Here is a 15,978-nt window from a genome sequence, read left to right as displayed (position 1 = left end):
TTAAGCATCAAGTTGCGTTAATACATCTTCAGAGAATTCAACGTTGGTATAAACGTTCTGAACATCATCAAGATCTTCAAGCATATCAATCATTTTCATGATTTGTTTAGCTTGATCAATATCATTGATTTCAGCTTTAGTCGATGGGCTCATCACAACTTCAGCATTGTCAGATTTTAAACCTGCTGCTGTAAGTGCATCTTGAACATCACCAAAGCTTTCTGGGCTAGTAATAACCAAGATGCTATCTTCATCAATCTCGATATCATCAGCACCTGCTTCTAAAGCAACTTCCATGACTTTGTCTTCTAAAGAAACATCTTCAAAAGAAATTTCACCGCGCTTGGTGAATAGGTAAGCCACCGAACCATTGGTACCTAAGTTACCATTGGTTTTAGAGAAACAATGACGAACATCTGGAACAGTACGGTTTAAGTTATCGGTCATGGTTTCAACGATAACCGCAACACCACCAACGCCATAACCTTCATAGGTAACTTCTTTTAAATCATCATTGTCTTCACCACCAGCACCACGTTGGATTGCACGGTTGATGGTGTCACGTGTCATATTCACAGACAGTGCTTTTTCAACTACAGCACGCAAACGAGGGTTACTCGCCGCATCTGGCCCGCCCAAACGTGCAGCGGTTACGATTTCACGGATGTATTTAGTAAAAACCTTACCGCGACTTGCATCTTGTTTAGCTTTACGATGCTTAATATTGGCCCATTTAGAATGACCCGCCATGGAAGTAACTCCAAAAAATAAAACTTAAAAAAAGTGCAGGAATATTAGCATAGCGATGGTTTTGTTGAAAACTAGCATCGCTCATATTCAAACTTTAAAATCTTGATCAAGCGTCAAAGATTGATCAAATAGATTGGATTAATTAGCTAATTTTTACGTCTATGTCGTATTCCGCATAAAGCGCTTTGATCTTTTCCAGATCTGATTGTAAATCGCTTGGGTAAATTTTCCCTAGAATGCCACCTTGCTTGGTACGGGCATTGGCATACATCAAAATGATGGGCACATTGGCTGCTTTGGCGATATGCCAAAAACCAGTACGAATGGGTTTGCGTTCTTCACCATCCTTGGCACGTGTTGCTTCAGGCGCAATCACGAGATTAAAGCTGTCATTTTGAATAAACAGTTCAACCATTTGCGTCACGATATCTTTATTGGCTTTACGGTCGACAGGGATGCCACCTAAACGTTCTAAAATTGGTTTTAAGGGACCTTTGAATAATTCTTTTTTGATCAGGGTATGAATTTTGAGTTCTAAAATTTCAAATAAAGCGAGAGAAAGGATGGTATCCAGATTTGAGGTATGCTCAAAGCCAATAATGACTTGTTTTTTTTCTAAAATGCTTGGGTCTACGTTATATTCCCAACCTGTTGCTTTAAAAATAGATTTTCCTAAAAATTTTTTCATGTTTATCATCATAGGCTTTGAGTCGCAGCAGTGTAATACGAGTTTTCAGGAAAATACATATCCTAAAACACCAGATGAAAAAAATTGGATGTCTTATTAATGATCAAAATAGTGCAATATGATCTTTACTCAAGCTGGGAAGATCAGATAGAATCAGCGCAGTTTATGATTTTTAACATTATTTTCGTAATTTGATAAAATCATCTGCTTGTAATTTAAGTTAAATTTGACTAAGATCAGGCAGCATTAATCATACATAAAATATGATTTAAGTTTAGGGCCTATAGCTCAGTTGGTTAGAGCAGCGGACTCATAATCCGTTGGTCCCGTGTTCAAGTCACGGTGGGCCCACCATATATATCAAGCACTTACATGCATTAATTGTAAGTGCTTTTTTATTGGCTAAATTTATGTAAGTGTTATGTAATCAGTAAAATTAATAAGTAAGAGTGAAAACAAGATCTATCTAGGTTTGGAAGATGCTGAATATTATTTATAGTTTTGCTAAATCAATTCAATGTACATCGAAATTAGTGAACAAGACTTTTTAAATAATTTGATGATCTAAACCTGCTTTTAGCCTAAGTCAGTTAGCTATGATTAGAGGATGATAAGAAAATGACTATTTATATTCCCGACATATTTACTATGAATTATTTTTACAAGAAAAAGATGAATAATAAAGAGTGAAATGAAATCTATTCTATAAGCTTAAATATCTTCGGCAGGGTGACGGGTTGAAATATTTTTATTAGATATATTGTATTTTTTATATTACAAAGTAAGCTTGTAGCTAATTAAAATTTAAAGTCACTTATAGTTGTAAGAAAAATTATTTTTTAATAAAATATAGTTATATCCGATACTTAAGTGAATTTTATCCAATTTAAGAATCTAACTTAAAAGTATAAGAAATCGTCCCTACAATAATTTATACAATTATAGATACTTTTCAATTTTGTCATACTCCATTATTTTTGCTATATTATATTTTTTGATTTTATAGATTATTAAAGTGAAGAATATCTTAGCTTTCACCATCATGTTAGGTTTATTGGGGTGTGAAAGTTTTGAAGATTATAAGAGCAAAGACTCTAATATTATTACAGAATTTGATTCTTATATAATTGAGAATGATAATCGAAAAAATGTGAGAGATTTGAGTAAAAGCTCTGCTTATATTCGGAAGTCCGAAATTAATTTAAATAAGGAGAAACTGATTGAAAAGTGCAAAAAACTCGTACTTTCGAATGTAACAAAGAAAAAGACGGTTAGTTTTAATGATAATTTACGTGGTAATTACTATATAAATCAAAAAAGTGGAGATGTGTATATTTACCTAGAGTTCTGTGCCGAAAATGAGTTGGGTAATGCACAAGAATTCAAAGGGAAGTGTATATTTTCTATAGATGGACAGACTCAAGTAAATATTTTTGAATAGTTGATACTAATTTATTCGCTCTAAATGAAAAGGGCTAAACCTCTATAAAATTAGGGGAATTTATGCAGCTATACTTTGAAGAGGTAATACTACATATTACTTTTTTCACTTTCTTCTTATTTTTATCTAACTTTAGTGAAAAACTGATACAACTCAAATTGAAGTAAAAGTGCAGTTAAACTCAAAAATATTGATAAATCGACTGTAAATTGAGCTCTTGTTGCTATTAATCAATATTAAACTTGCATAATTAAGTTAAAGCGCCTATAAAGCTAACTCGTCGGTGCGGGATGGAGCAGTCTGGTAGCTCGTCGGGCTCATAACCCGAAGGTCGTTGGTTCAAATCCAGCTCCCGCTACCAACCGACTTAATTAATTTTGCTCTGTGATGTATTTATAGTTGCTATTCTGGAAAGAACAAATAGCAATTAAATTAGCTTACATAATCCTAAATAAAGCTAAAAATTATTAAATTCTAGAAATGCAGTTATCTTCTTCTCATCTGTCTAGCGTTATAGTAAATCGAATCAATCACATGAGCTCAGAAATGAGTGATTTTGTGTTGAAAATTATTAATGAATGGCGTATGGCCAAAGCCAGTAATGGCAATGAAATTTGTGTGCAAATTATCCCACTTAAACGTCAACAGAATACGTTGTTAGGTTTTAAATGGGTTGAAGTTGGAAAGAGAGTACTTCTAGAGTCTGGTCAAGAGATTGATTTTAATTTAGATGGAAAAAGTTTCTACACTGATGTTAACCAGCTTTATCGTTTGACATAGATAATTCACACAATGGTAGTATCTTTTTTAGTAAAGATAGATTGGATCAAAATTTAAGGTTTTGATCCATAAATAAACAAAGTTTAAAAGGTTTAAAAGTATGTCTGATAAAGCTACTGGTACTGTTAAGTGGTTCAACGAAACTAAAGGTTTTGGTTTTATTCAAGCTGATTCTGGCGAAGATTTATTTGCTCATTTCAGCGAAATTCAAAGCAATGGCTTCAAGGTTTTGAATGAAGGCCAACGTGTTTCTTATGTTCCTGGACAAGGTAAAAAAGGACCACAAGCAACACTTATCACTGTAATCTAATTAGTTAGAGCAGTGAAAAAGCCCATCGATAGATGGGCTTTTTTATGTTTATTTAATGCACTAGCTTAATTAAATACTATTATAAATTCTAATCTGTTCCTCGATTCTTATGACGAAGGCGAGTTGCTATCAAACTTAATATAAGATCAAGAATGGCTCATTCAATTGAATATCTACAAAAATGTTTATAGTGGTTCTTTTCTTTGAGTAGAATTCATTTCATGTCGGATTGCACTAATATTCTCGTAAATCACTTTACGCAATCTATTTATAGCGCCTAAGGGTCTATGCTCAGGCAGTGAATGCCAAGGGGTAAATGAAAGATTCTCACAAAATTCATTCTGAGCAGGCGTATCAAAATTTTGTTGTGGTATATGGATCGTTGCAACTTGATAAAATGGAGCTTGAGCTTCTTTCCATTCAGTCATCGAATCTTCTACGAGCATTTTATTTGATGTTCTCGGTTGGATCAGAAATTCCATACATGCATCACCTTTTTGTAAGCTATTTCGAAGCGCTTCTCTTAAGAAGTCATGATTGGGGTGATCTGGCACTAGTGTTGTATTTTGAGAACAAGGCCTTGCTGAATATTTAACTGCCTGACGCTCAGCGCCTAATCCTAATTGATAGGGCACCATTGACCAGTATCGGGCTTGTATTGGATTGGAAATGATTGAATTTCTCGCTTTAAGCGCATTCATAGTGCCCTGCAAACCTAGGGCAAAAGGAATCTGCAATTTTTTGAGCGTACTTCCACTATTTATATTCCGTATAAAGGATAAATAGCGATCAGGTTGATTTACAAAAAATACAGGATGATTAATCATAATAAAATCTTGAGTCATTGCCTGATTGTCATTCTCCATAATCTTTTTTCCAGTAACACCTAAAATTTTGATTGCCATGCCGCGCGCATCTTTTTTATTGTCGGCTTGGGTGGCATCTCCTGAAGCATTGGAGAAACGAATCCATGCTGAATATGTTTTATCAGCAATAAAAATGCCTTTCGCTAGGTTTGATGGTAACGATTTTGAGACATGGAATTCTGCCCGAACACAGCCATGTGCTTTAGGATGTGCATCACGTAGCACATGGCCTGCTGCGTACTGTTTACGGATATTTTGTCCAATTTCCTCAGAAATTTGTGCAGCCAAAATACTCTCGTTCGGTTGTAACTTTTCACCTAATTCCGTATCAATGGTTGGATAGGGGATTTTATGTGTATTGGCCACAATGCTTGATTTTTGATGCTGATAAGCGCAACCACTTATACTGATCAGTAGAGGAGTGATTGTGAAAAATAAACCGAAGCGTACTAAAGGCATCAGACCTAACATATATTTGCTCCATAACATAAATCAGTTTAGCAACTTAAAAGATCGTGAGTAGAAGAAATACGCTGATCTAATTGATTTTTATACTTGTGTTCATCATTTGGTCTAGCTTAGCCAGTGGTCATTTGATGTGCTTTCCAAAATGGACTGTTCAACCATCTTTGTTCTTGCTTATATAATGAATATCTTCGATTTTCATAGATTCTAATAATATTATGAGTTTCAGCTAAATAGTGTTGATGAGCATCCTTATTTTGATCATATTGTACAATCGTTTCTGCTGCTTTCATTGCGGTATAAATTGCATTAAATAAACCTTGCCCTGCGATAGGATCAAATGCCAATAAAGCATCACCGCAAGCAATCCAGCCTTCCCCTAAACCCTGTTTTAACCAAACACTACGTACATCATGACAACAGATATTTTTTCCAAATTCTAATTTACCAAAAAGCTCAGGTATGATCGTATTGGTTTTAATTATTTCATCCCAGTGTACAGGATAGTTGTGAAGTGCTGCTGCGGTTTTGGGGATTGTGTGATAGCCAAGAACCCATTTTTGTTCAGAAATTTTCCCTGCATATAACCATCCATTTTTATGTGATGAAATGATGGTTTTACTGAGTGAAATACTTTTCTCTGGTTTAAATGTTCGATACAGCGCAACCAATGGTACACCACGATGGCGCTGAATACCGAGTAGACGGATGATTTTGGCGCTGCGGCCTGTTGCATCAACAATCCATTTTGTTGCAATGGATTTGCCACATTCCAATTGAATGTTCCAATTATTACGATCTTTTTTTAAATCCAAAATGTTTGCACTAAATTTTACTATTCCCTCAACATGAGCATGCTGCGCTAAAAGCATATCGAATTTCTGCCGATCAATCCGAAGTCCAACCCCATAGGGATCATGTAAGGCATCAGAAATGATGGGGGACTCGCTTCCCCAAAAAGACATATTTCCACCGACACGAGGTGAATAGTAGCCATTGGCATGCTGCTCTGTTTGTAAAGGCTCAATGATTGATTGAAGGCCGAGTTTGGTTAATAAACGAATTGCCGATCCGGGGAGTGTTTCACCAAATTTATGTACCTTATGGCTTGGGTTATCAATGGTGCACACAGATAACCCAGCCAAAGCAAGTTGTCTTGCCGCTATAAGTCCAGCAGGCCCATGACCTGCGATACAGACATCTACATTTAAGTTATTCATTTAGCGTTTTTGTACACGGACAGAGCGGAATGCCAATAACTGTTCATGACTTGCCCAGCCTGCTTTTTCTAAGTCGGTAAGTGGTTCAACCTTACTTTCTAACAAGTTGGTTGCATGTTCGGCAGCCGTTTTTAGCTGACCAGCAATCAGTGTTTCAACATAGATATATTCAGGAATATCTGGATCGTCTTTTACACCTGCACGGACTTCAACAATACCAAGTTCATTAAATTGAGCAATCATACGCTTCATCACTTCGGCAGTATCTGCATTTTGGATTGCGCGCAGCCAACTGTGACGTTGATTAAAGGCAGCAATACGTTCTTCTCTCGATAGGTCAGAATTTATAACTTTTTGATAGTCTTGTTCTGTGAGAACGTGGTTTGGAACACGGGCTGCCCAAAATGTTGGAAGATAGGGATCGAAATCTGGATCGTATCCAGAGCGGCAGAATGCAGTATCTCCTTGCCATGGGACTGCCATCCAGCGGGTAATACTGCCTGCGACTTGAGCATATAAGGGACCATCAACTTGCTGAACTTTGATGGGTGTCATTGTTGAGCCATAGTCTGGTTCGGGATTTGTAGCTGCACGTAATCTGATTCTGAATGGTGAACTATACATACTGGCATGACGCATCGGCCATGTCATTTCACAACCGGGATGAAAGGTATCTGCCAGACAATAATGCAAGGCTGCCTGATCTAATGTATGAGGTTGATCTTGTAATGGAACTTGATCTAAAGATGAAGGAGGTTTAATTTCTTCATTAGACCAGTCATCGATAAAATTTCCGTCCACCCAGTTTCGGAGTAGACCTTCTTGTAAACCCGTCATAGTGAGCATATTGCCGGGCCCATTTTCTGGAAAGCTTCCAAACGCATCACCATAAATCCAAGGCCAAATATGTGGCCATTGTACTGGCTCAGCTACGCTAGGTTTGGATGGTCTGAAACTATGCAAGATGGCACGGCGTAATTCACTATATGGATCAGCCAAATTTTTATTCTTTGATTGGAATGAAAGTTTAGCCAGCAGTGCAGGGTTATTAAAATCCATTGGACAGCCTTTGCCAAAGTAGGCTGCAAAACCTTTATTTACCCACTGTAAACCGCCCAGACGTTTCAAGAGTGGCCAAATGTCTTTAGTAAAGGATGGTTTTTCTGGCATCACCATCCAACCTGCATTGACGTAGACATCACACATCAGGTCGTACATGGTTCGCCAGCTCACAACATCGGGCGCATAGTTGGGGGGAGCAACAACAACCCACGCCGATTCAACGGGTATCTCGATTCCATTTATGGAAACTGTTGCAGTGACAGGGCCATCGGATGTGTCATCATACCAATCATCAGCATTATTAAAGCTTGGCGGATGGTCTGGATCATAAACAGGTGCATGGGTTGGAGATGCTGATTTACCATGCCCACCTAAAAATAATAAATGTCCATTTTCATCTGTTTGAATTTCACCTAAAGGCACAGTCACAGCCTGTTCAGCTGCTGCTTGGAAAGTTCCAGTATCAAAACGATGTTCAGCACCACCCGAAACATTACGACCAAAAATACTACGTGGACCTGGATCAATGACTAATTTATGTCGATTGGCTGGTTTGACTTTGGGGTTACGTAACGTGAACGCATTATCAGGAGCATTGACGGCTTCTGGTATGTCCAGTGCATACTGAAATTGATACCATTCAGCTTTACGGTTGGCAACATGGACAGTCCAGACAATATCTGCATTGTCAGGATTCAGCTCACGGACTACGTCGCCAGCAGCATTGTAGCCATAGATACGGAACCGAGCTGCTTGCCTTTTGATTGCGCCAGTCTTATCTCGATAGCTATTGGGCTGCTGGGTTGGGTCTGTTGGAGCATCAACAAGCTCAGGTCCGATAAAAAACTCATTTTCACTGTCACCTACGCGAGCGATCCCAATTGCAGGATGGATTGCTGCACGAACGATCTTGGTATCAATATAAGCTGCTGGGGAAATAACAGGACGAGGAGTATCAGGTTCACCTAGAGTTACACCATTTACATTACGGCGTAACTCTGCCGAAGCTGCGTAAACAACACGTCTAGCATCTGCGATAGAACCGACTGGGGCATGTTCAGCAGTGACACGCCAAATATTCATTGCTAAGTTTTCACCATATTCGGCTTGCCCGCGAGCTGAAATATCTTGAATGGGTATGATGATGTCGGCAACGTGAATAGGTGGGCTTAAATCTTCTGGCCAGACGACAGTTGCTTCGTCTAATGGCATACGTTCAGGATCTGTTCTGAGTTGGATCATGAAGCGGAATCGTGCTTCAGAGACTTTTAATCTCGAGATTAAGTCGTTGGCTAAATAAGAAGGGTCATTAGGCGAATGGTTCGGTGGGTCAAGATAAAAAACTGGTTCTAGTTTATATTTTACATACTCATTTGGACCAAATAGAAAGGGTAAACCACTCCAGTAAGCGGAAGCTAAAACACTGGCAACGGGTTTTGCCATTGCATCCAGTAATTCTGAGGTTTTTGGATGAGCTTTTAGATAAGGATCATAATCACCATCGACCACACCAGCTTTGGTAAATTCACACATATCTTTTGCAGTGTCGACAAAAAAAGCATCAAAATTCTGCATCAAGAAATCAAAGGTACTCGCATCAGGATTACCGAGTATTTTTTTTCCCTCAACATCAAATAGTTTGATCCCGATACCAAGGGTAGATTTGAAGTCTGTATTTGTTGGTGTGGTGTCGGATGAGAAGCGAACCCAGGTCGGGTAACTTTTGCCTAAATTTGAAAATAATCCGACACGGAGCTTCTCGGGTAAATCATCACGGATTTTGAATTCAGCAGCGGCTATTCCGTGTGGTTTAAGAAATACTGGTCGCATAGCAGGGCATTGACCTTTGCGAATTCTCCCAGCTTGTACCATGTCCACAAACATGGCTTTCAAAGATTCAATCGGGTCTTTTGTACAATCAACACATGGCGTATTGCTGGGCGAATCTAATTTTAAGTGATCCATTTTTTGTCCTTATTATTTTAAAGTGTTTTTATTTTCATCGTTTATGAAATTATAGAAAATATTGTGGGTGGTCAATATGTATGCAATGGAATAAATAAAATAATTCCATATTTTGTTTTAATTTAATTGTTTTTTAAGTTTTTTTATTAAGAATATTTTATTGAAAATAAGCAGTGGGTAGTTTTTTTTGAATTAATTTTTAATAAAATCTAAATAAAGCCGAGTATTTGTTAAGTGTTTTTATGATTGGAACAATGTGAACCAATAATTTAAATGTTAATTAGTTCACATATTGACGTATATTTTATTAACTAGTAGTAACTTGCGATAATAACAGCATTCTTTTTATCTGGTAGCTGTTCGAAGCTAATGTCGGTGGTTGTATTTTTTTGTGTATGAGTGCTTAAGTCACTGAGAGAAATTGATTGAGAATCAATCTTATCTCTGATTTGATTCAATTGCTGACAGTCACTAGTGTTATGCTGCTGAGAGCAAGTATCTTCTACTATACTTCCATTCATTTGGATTGTGCTTGCAGAATAACCCACCGAAGCAAATGCCATTAATGATAAAAGTAGGGCAGATTTATAGATATTGTTATACATGTTTATTGCCTTTTATATAATGTATTAAGTATTAATTAACATAAGTATTATTATTAAGGCAATATTAAAATTAAATATTGATTAAATATTTATTCAAAGTGTGATGTGTTTAAAATTTTGCTTTTAAATTGATAATTAATATGTTTATTTTGATTTGTTAATTGTGTCACATATTTTTGTTTTAATGCGAATTTAGAAACCTGACCTGTCTGGTCTGCATTATATGGTCGCTGTAGAATATTTTAAAATTCAAATAGGGAACTTAGGCAGACCATTGTTACGGGAAAATTATGTGATTGCTATTTTTGGCAAGAAAAAAGCCTAATCGACGATTAGGCTTTTTGACTCTAACTGGGTTAAATCACATTGCCACAGATGTCTGTTGTACCTTGAGGGTAGCTGAATTGTAGAGCGTTGCGGTCAGTGATCAGCTCAGATGATAGCTCTTGCCCATCTAAATGATTGGAATATATAGAAACTCCGCTATTAATGTTAAAACTAAGATTTTCAAGTGCTGCAGGTAGGGTAGATTGATAGCCTTGATCAGCACCATTGAAGATAAATCCAACCTGTTTTGTTAGCTGGTTGATATAGATACCTAAACGTTGATAATTATCTGTATTACTGGTCACTTTTGTATTCTTGTAATGACCAACTGTCGTAGGTCCAGTACCATCACTAAGTTGATATCTTAATGAATAGAATAATGCAGCTGGATTTTCTCCAAAGTCTGGATCATGAGTTCCAGACTGAAAGCCAAAATCTGAGTGAATTGCATATCCATTATCAGTCATGCCTCTAATCCAGAATGAAGATGTATATGAGGAATCGCCTGTAGGAGGTGGAGTTGGAATTTTTACCTGCATTTCAAATGCAATAATACCTGTCGTAGGTAGAGGAAAATCACCATTATTGTTTGTTGGTTCTAATGCAGCTTTACTGGTTGCGGTGTAGCTGGTGTGGGCTTCTTCTTCAATAGGAGTTGATTTCACTGTAAATCCAAATTTTTGACCATTGATTTCAGGAAATTGAGTGGCTGAAGTGTATCCTGGGTTTTGTAGGTTCCAAGCATCATAATCTTGCTGTGTTGCATCGAAGTTATATTGGCATGTTTGTGCTTGGCTAAAACTACGCAAGTTAAAGTTGCTGGATGTTGTTACTGTTGATTGAGCATTGGAATTATCTTGTGAACTATTTTGATTTTCTCCACAGCCAACTAGGGCTAGGCTAAGTGCAAATATGCTCAGTTTTTTCATTGATTGTTCCTCTGGTTTATTGTTCACGGCTTATTATCAAAAATAAAAAAATACGACTTTTTAATAAATAAATTTAAAAATTAATAACTTAGATATATGTTTTTTGAGTTTTATAAAAAAAAGACCTCTCGTTTGGGAAGAGGTCTTATAAAAAGTTTAATCGTATTGAATGGTTACGGTTGCCATTGCACGAACAGTACCCGCAGTGACATTGGTTGCTGTTTGATAATAACGGGCAGACAGCGGGATATTGTATTGTACAGTTTGGTTTGAGTTGACTGTACCAACATCCAACTTGTCGCCTTTGCGGATCACCTGATTTTTATTTTGATATTTCCAAAGTAACTGAACACCTACACCATTGGCTTTGGTTGAGTTTGGTGCTGTATTGGCCATCACTTGGTTGTTGGTACCATCTTGTGGAAAATCAAAATCTAAACTGATCTGGTTCTTTTCTTCATATCCCGTTGGGTTTTTACCACCATTACATAGGATATTTAAGTCGAAAGCCTGCTCACCTTGGGTTGAACCAACACCGCTAAACCCTGATTTCATCACAGTAGGAAGTTGAACCACTTTATTAATATTACCTTGCAGCTCACAAGAAGAAGATGCAATGGTAATGGCATTAGCAAGTACAGTACTGGTAAGAAATGGTCGGTCAGAATAACCTTGCACATAGTAACTGCTGTATCGACCAGGCACTAAAGCACCTGATCCTGTTTGTTCTGCGATTTTAACAATTTCAACCACAAAATAACCTGATGCTAAATTGTATCGTCTGCCAGAAGTTAAGCCTCCTCGAACATAGGGATAATAGCCAGAGAAATTACTTGCATTCTCCGCTTCACGATACAGACGAATACCAATGCCTTGGATATTAGTTGTATAAATATTATTTCCCTGAGAGCTAAGAGGATAACCCTGACTTAATTCTGCAATCAGGCGGTCACTAGAGTTACAATTGTCTACTACAGTAGCGTTATCACCACCTACAGAACTAATTGGAAAAGTAGCTTTACGCAGAATCTTTCCAACTTCATCACTTGGACGTACTACAACTCGGCCTACTGACATAAGTACATCATTTGCAGTATAGCTACGCATACGACAAGCTGCATTTGCTTCTGTATAGATGCCAAGACCTGCGGTAAGCAAAACACTGTTTAAGAGTAATTTTTTCATTTGCATACTGCCTCAGTCATGATCATGCTTTGCTGATCGTTAGAAATTTGTGCTGTAACATCATAACTGAAGTGGCACTGTTCATTGGCTTCATCGCCCCATTTTACATACAAATCACCTTTTGGCTCTTGCGTACGTAAATACACCATGCTGCCTTGTGCAACAATACCAACAGACTCATCTTTGGTGTTAAACACTTGTGCAGCGAACGGTAAGCTTTCACCCGTTGCTGTTTTGGTGTTGATGTAGATGGCATAGCCTTTCTTGGTTGAGAAATCAACTTTAGCAATCGCACCTGCAAATGGCGCAATACGTTGGCTGGTTTCTTCTAATTCAACATTGGTCGACATTTCTTGTGGGTCAAGTGTGATGTCATTTAAACGGTATGGTGTTACATAAGGAATCACAGCATAACCAGATTTATTCACACTGAGGCCAACGGTATTGTTGACTTTGGCACCTGCTGCATCTGGTGCATAGACCAGTACCATGGTTTGACCTTGTTCTGGACCAAACAAAATGCCTTTTTCATGTGCAACGATACTACCACTCATACTAACCATCGCTTGTTGATATGAATCAGCGATACTATAAGAACCACCCACTGTCGCAAAGTTGGTACGATAACGGCTGTTAACGTTAAAACTTGGGTTCTGTCTGTCTTGGTGAGATACCGAAGCACCGTAGTTAAAGCGATCACCGACCATGCCGCTCATACCAACGGTGCGGCTGTTTTCAGATGCGGTAGCGTTGACGTTAACAGCGCTCTTTCTAAAGTTAATTGGAAAAGAGAGGGTCATCAAATATTCAGTATCACGAGTTTGATTATTTGAACCATATTCGATCTGACGATTGGTCGCAGAAAGGCCATAGGTTAAGCCATGATAATTGTTGCTATAACCTACTTGGTATTGGCGACTGGTCTCATTACGGTTCCAGTAATCGTTCCATGAACCGACCATATAAATATTACCCCAACCCTCAGGCAAACCTTGGTTCAAGGTAATTTGGAATTCACTACGCTGTTTGCCCACAGCAAAAGTATTCACACCTTTATCTTCAAGATCACGAATAAGTAGGGCATCACGTAACTTATAATAGTTTTCTGTCGAATAACGATATGCTGCCAAAGTTAAGTTGGTATTGGTTGGTGAAATAAGTTTGCTATAACTTAGACGGAAACTTTGTCCAGATTGCGAACCTTGCTTATCAAAGTCAGTATTTGATTGGGTAACGTCAAAAGATACCGCACCAATAGGCGTTGCAACGGCAGCACCTAATAATAGGGCACTGTAGTCTTCAGCCAATTGAAAGCCAGTATAGCCCGTCAAATAGTTGTTAATACCACGTTGGTATTTACCCTGCGTGACCCAAGGCGTTAAATCAATATCACGGTCGCGGAATTCACCTGCAGTGACTGAGTAACGGCTTAATCCAGGACGTAGCATTTGCACGACAGATGCATAAGGAACGGCAAGCTTCTGAATTTCACCATTCGATTCAATAATCGAAACTTCAAGCTCACCACCAAACCCTGTAGGGTAGAGATCATTAATTTCAAAGCTACCCGGTGCAACCGTAGTTTGGTAAATCAATTGACCTTGTTGGCGAACTTCTACTTTCGCATTGGTTTTTGCATTACCACGAATACGGGGTGCATAGCCGAGCATACTATTCGGCAGCATGCGATCATCGCTAGAAAAATCTAAACCGCGGTAACCGAATGAGTCAAATAACTCACCATTGGTAAAGCTATCGCCTAAGGTTAAAACGCCACGATATTGAGGAAAAGCACGCTGTAAATAGGTACTGGTAGACTCATAGTTTGATTTCTTTTTGTTATTTGGATCTAGCTCACTTTGAGCACCATCTTGCCATTGCCACTGACCGTTGTGGCGTAATTGCCAGCCAGCAATGTTTGCACCAGCAGTAATCGCCATAAAGGCATTGGTGGTTTCTTTATTGTCATTTAAGCGATTAAAGGTTTTGTAGGCACTACCGCTATAAGATAAAAATCCAGCATTAACTCCACGATCCCAAATACTTGGATCAACATAGCCTTGCGCATTTTTTTGTAATGCAATTTGTGGAATCGAAATATCGACACGCAGGCGTGAGGTATCGAAATCATAAAATGCATTTTCGATCCATTCTTCGATTTTGTAACAACCATTCGGCGCAGCAGATTCTGTACGGTTAACCAGAACTTCTTGTTTTACGCCGTATTCAAGCAATGAGCTTGAAGTGAAACAGGTAAAGGCATTTTGGTTTTGTTCTGCCGAACGAAACATCATTCTTCTTTTGCCGAACCAGTTACCATTGATATAAACATCAACGTTATATTCCCCAGGTAAAACGGGGTTCCCATATTTAAAACGAGAAATATCTACTTTTTGGGCGTCACCGATTAAAAAAACAGAGTCAAATTCTGCTTCCATTGGTGCAGCTTTTTCTGCTGTCTGTTCTACTGCATAAACAGCCATAGGCATCGTGATTGTGACTACCCCAGAAGTAAGGTAATAACAGATACGACGCTTCAAGAATTTAGCTGTTGCATTTTTCTTTGACATAATCGGTTCGCCTATTCAATGATAGGTACAAAATCATTTATTGATTGGAAATAAATTTGTTTGTTATTAAAGCTTGATCTGGTGTTCGATACGACCACCGTAATCATTGATGCTTACATAGCTCAATTTTTCAGTACTCCCAGTTTTCAATTGGATTTTGTCCTCTGAAAAAGGTGAGAGCATTAGACCTTTAGGCAGTAGGTCAACTGGCTTTCCTGCATTTTGTTGGTACACCGCAGTCATGGTGACGTGAAATGGTGTTGGATTTTTTACGATTAAAGTTTGTCCGCTTTTCGCCCATTGTAATTTTTCACCAGCGAGATTGGCATCAGCTTTGATGCTGGCTGGACGATAGAAAAACTTAATGCGTGAACGAATTGCGAGCTGTAAAAAATTATCAGGAATAGCATCTTTACTGTTTGCGGTTGGTCTTGGTGGAATATCCAAAACATTCAACCAAAAAACAGTTTCTTGTTTTTGATTTAACTGAGCCGCATTGGGTAATGCAGTAATACGAAGCGATTGGCTCTTCGTTGGGTCTACACGCGAAATAGGAGGGGTAATCATAAACGGAACTTTAGACTGATCCGGTGTACTTTTAGCATCCCCTTCATCAATCCATGCTTGAACAAGCGATGGCTTAGAACCATTGTTACTGACTTGCAAAGTCACTTCACGAGCGTCAGATGGATAAATAACGCGAGTTCCATGCAAAATAATTTCCGCATGTGTATGACTTGCGATCAAAGCCGACGACATCGTTAAACCAAGCAAAAAATTGTAACCGTTCAGTGCCATTTAAATTTTCTCTATGA

At 38.2% G+C, this 15,978-nt stretch carries 13 protein-coding genes and 2 tRNA genes; 5 read left to right on the top strand and 10 right to left on the bottom strand.

The features are described from left to right. Both F885_RS10740 and F885_RS10745 read right to left on the bottom strand, forming a co-directional pair. A complete protein-coding gene (locus F885_RS10740) occupies window positions 1–750 on the bottom strand; it encodes a YebC/PmpR family DNA-binding transcriptional regulator (RefSeq protein WP_004653079.1) in 750 nt (249 codons plus the stop codon). A gap of 142 nt (window positions 751–892) precedes the next feature. Continuing rightward, entirely contained in the window at window positions 893–1,438 is a 546-nt protein-coding gene (locus F885_RS10745) for a 1-acyl-sn-glycerol-3-phosphate acyltransferase (protein WP_032859286.1), read from the bottom strand. Between the two features lie 277 nt (window positions 1,439–1,715). Here F885_RS10745 and F885_RS10750 point away from each other — a divergent pair. The 5 genes from F885_RS10750 (at window position 1,716) to F885_RS10770 (ending at window position 3,969) form a co-directional block, all read left to right on the top strand. Continuing rightward, window positions 1,716–1,792, top strand: a tRNA-Ile gene (locus F885_RS10750). Between the two features lie 688 nt (window positions 1,793–2,480). Then, entirely contained in the window at window positions 2,481–2,879 is a 399-nt protein-coding gene (locus tag F885_RS10755) for a hypothetical protein (protein WP_005203125.1), read from the top strand. 284 nt (window positions 2,880–3,163) lie between these two features. Further along, window positions 3,164–3,240, top strand: a tRNA-Met gene (locus F885_RS10760). A gap of 185 nt (window positions 3,241–3,425) precedes the next feature. Continuing rightward, window positions 3,426–3,659: a hypothetical protein gene (locus F885_RS10765; protein ID WP_004807806.1), complete on the top strand. Its 234-nt coding sequence runs from the start codon at window positions 3,426–3,428 to the stop codon at window positions 3,657–3,659. A gap of 100 nt (window positions 3,660–3,759) precedes the next feature. Next, entirely contained in the window at window positions 3,760–3,969 is a 210-nt protein-coding gene (locus tag F885_RS10770) for a cold-shock protein (RefSeq protein WP_004807805.1), read from the top strand. A gap of 185 nt (window positions 3,970–4,154) precedes the next feature. Here F885_RS10770 and F885_RS10775 read toward each other — a convergent pair whose 3' ends face one another. The 8 genes from F885_RS10775 to F885_RS10810 all read right to left on the bottom strand — a co-directional run bounded on the left by F885_RS10775 (window position 4,155) and on the right by F885_RS10810 (window position 15,961). Beyond that, the gene (locus F885_RS10775) at window positions 4,155–5,306 is read right to left on the bottom strand and encodes a catalase family protein (protein WP_005203126.1); all 1,152 of its coding nucleotides are present in this window, start codon (window positions 5,304–5,306) and stop codon (window positions 4,155–4,157) included. 107 nt (window positions 5,307–5,413) lie between these two features. Then, on the bottom strand, window positions 5,414–6,520 hold the full coding sequence (locus F885_RS10780; protein WP_005316162.1) for an FAD-dependent monooxygenase: 1,107 nt from the start codon (window positions 6,518–6,520) through the stop codon (window positions 5,414–5,416). Beyond that, window positions 6,521–9,547 (bottom strand): LodA/GoxA family CTQ-dependent oxidase, encoded by a 3,027-nt coding sequence (locus F885_RS10785; RefSeq protein ID WP_005316159.1) that lies wholly within the window; start codon window positions 9,545–9,547, stop codon window positions 6,521–6,523. It lies immediately after the preceding gene. Between the two features lie 311 nt (window positions 9,548–9,858). After that, on the bottom strand, window positions 9,859–10,152 hold the full coding sequence (locus tag F885_RS10790) for a hypothetical protein (RefSeq protein ID WP_005203129.1): 294 nt from the start codon (window positions 10,150–10,152) through the stop codon (window positions 9,859–9,861). Window positions 10,153–10,508: 356 nt separating this feature from the next. Then, entirely contained in the window at window positions 10,509–11,408 is a 900-nt protein-coding gene (locus F885_RS10795; protein ID WP_005316156.1) for a DUF4882 family protein, read from the bottom strand. A 156-nt stretch (window positions 11,409–11,564) separates the two neighbouring features. After that, a complete protein-coding gene (locus F885_RS10800) occupies window positions 11,565–12,593 on the bottom strand; it encodes a fimbrial protein (RefSeq protein ID WP_005316153.1) in 1,029 nt (342 codons plus the stop codon). Beyond that, window positions 12,590–15,163 carry a fimbria/pilus outer membrane usher protein gene (locus tag F885_RS10805; protein ID WP_005316149.1) on the bottom strand — a complete coding sequence of 858 codons (2,574 nt, stop codon included), beginning with the start codon at window positions 15,161–15,163 and terminating at the stop codon, window positions 12,590–12,592. Before F885_RS10805 ends, F885_RS10800 begins: the two co-directional genes overlap by 4 nt. 66 nt (window positions 15,164–15,229) lie before the next feature. After that, complete coding sequence (locus tag F885_RS10810; protein ID WP_004807790.1) at window positions 15,230–15,961, bottom strand: fimbrial biogenesis chaperone; 732 nt, start codon at window positions 15,959–15,961, stop codon at window positions 15,230–15,232. Between the last annotated feature and the right edge of the window lie 17 nt (window positions 15,962–15,978).

It is taken from the genome of Acinetobacter higginsii, from assembly GCF_000369845.1.
GTDB classification, from domain to species: Bacteria; Pseudomonadota; Gammaproteobacteria; order Pseudomonadales; family Moraxellaceae; genus Acinetobacter; species Acinetobacter higginsii.
The sequence above is the reverse complement of the archived record's forward strand: the minus strand, read 5'-3'. Positions and strand labels throughout refer to the sequence as shown.

Excerpts from the sequence above, each read along its gene's own strand:
- F885_RS10805 (WP_005316149.1), bottom strand. The coding sequence starts at position 15,163 with ATGTCAAAGAAAAATGCAACAGCTAAATTCTTGAAGCGTCGTATCTGT.
- F885_RS10745 (WP_032859286.1), bottom strand. The coding sequence starts at position 1,438 with ATGAAAAAATTTTTAGGAAAATCTATTTTTAAAGCAACAGGTTGGGAA.
- F885_RS10790 (WP_005203129.1), bottom strand. The coding sequence starts at position 10,152 with ATGTATAACAATATCTATAAATCTGCCCTACTTTTATCATTAATGGCA.
- F885_RS10800 (WP_005316153.1), bottom strand. The coding sequence starts at position 12,593 with ATGAAAAAATTACTCTTAAACAGTGTTTTGCTTACCGCAGGTCTTGGC.
- F885_RS10755 (WP_005203125.1), top strand. The coding sequence starts at position 2,481 with ATGTTAGGTTTATTGGGGTGTGAAAGTTTTGAAGATTATAAGAGCAAA.
- F885_RS10785 (WP_005316159.1), bottom strand. The coding sequence starts at position 9,547 with ATGGATCACTTAAAATTAGATTCGCCCAGCAATACGCCATGTGTTGAT.
- F885_RS10775 (WP_005203126.1), bottom strand. The coding sequence starts at position 5,306 with ATGTTAGGTCTGATGCCTTTAGTACGCTTCGGTTTATTTTTCACAATC.
- F885_RS10765 (WP_004807806.1), top strand. The coding sequence starts at position 3,426 with ATGAGTGATTTTGTGTTGAAAATTATTAATGAATGGCGTATGGCCAAA.
- F885_RS10795 (WP_005316156.1), bottom strand. The coding sequence starts at position 11,408 with ATGAAAAAACTGAGCATATTTGCACTTAGCCTAGCCCTAGTTGGCTGT.
- F885_RS10780 (WP_005316162.1), bottom strand. The coding sequence starts at position 6,520 with ATGAATAACTTAAATGTAGATGTCTGTATCGCAGGTCATGGGCCTGCT.
- F885_RS10770 (WP_004807805.1), top strand. The coding sequence starts at position 3,760 with ATGTCTGATAAAGCTACTGGTACTGTTAAGTGGTTCAACGAAACTAAA.
- F885_RS10740 (WP_004653079.1), bottom strand. The coding sequence starts at position 750 with ATGGCGGGTCATTCTAAATGGGCCAATATTAAGCATCGTAAAGCTAAA.
- F885_RS10810 (WP_004807790.1), bottom strand. The coding sequence starts at position 15,961 with ATGGCACTGAACGGTTACAATTTTTTGCTTGGTTTAACGATGTCGTCG.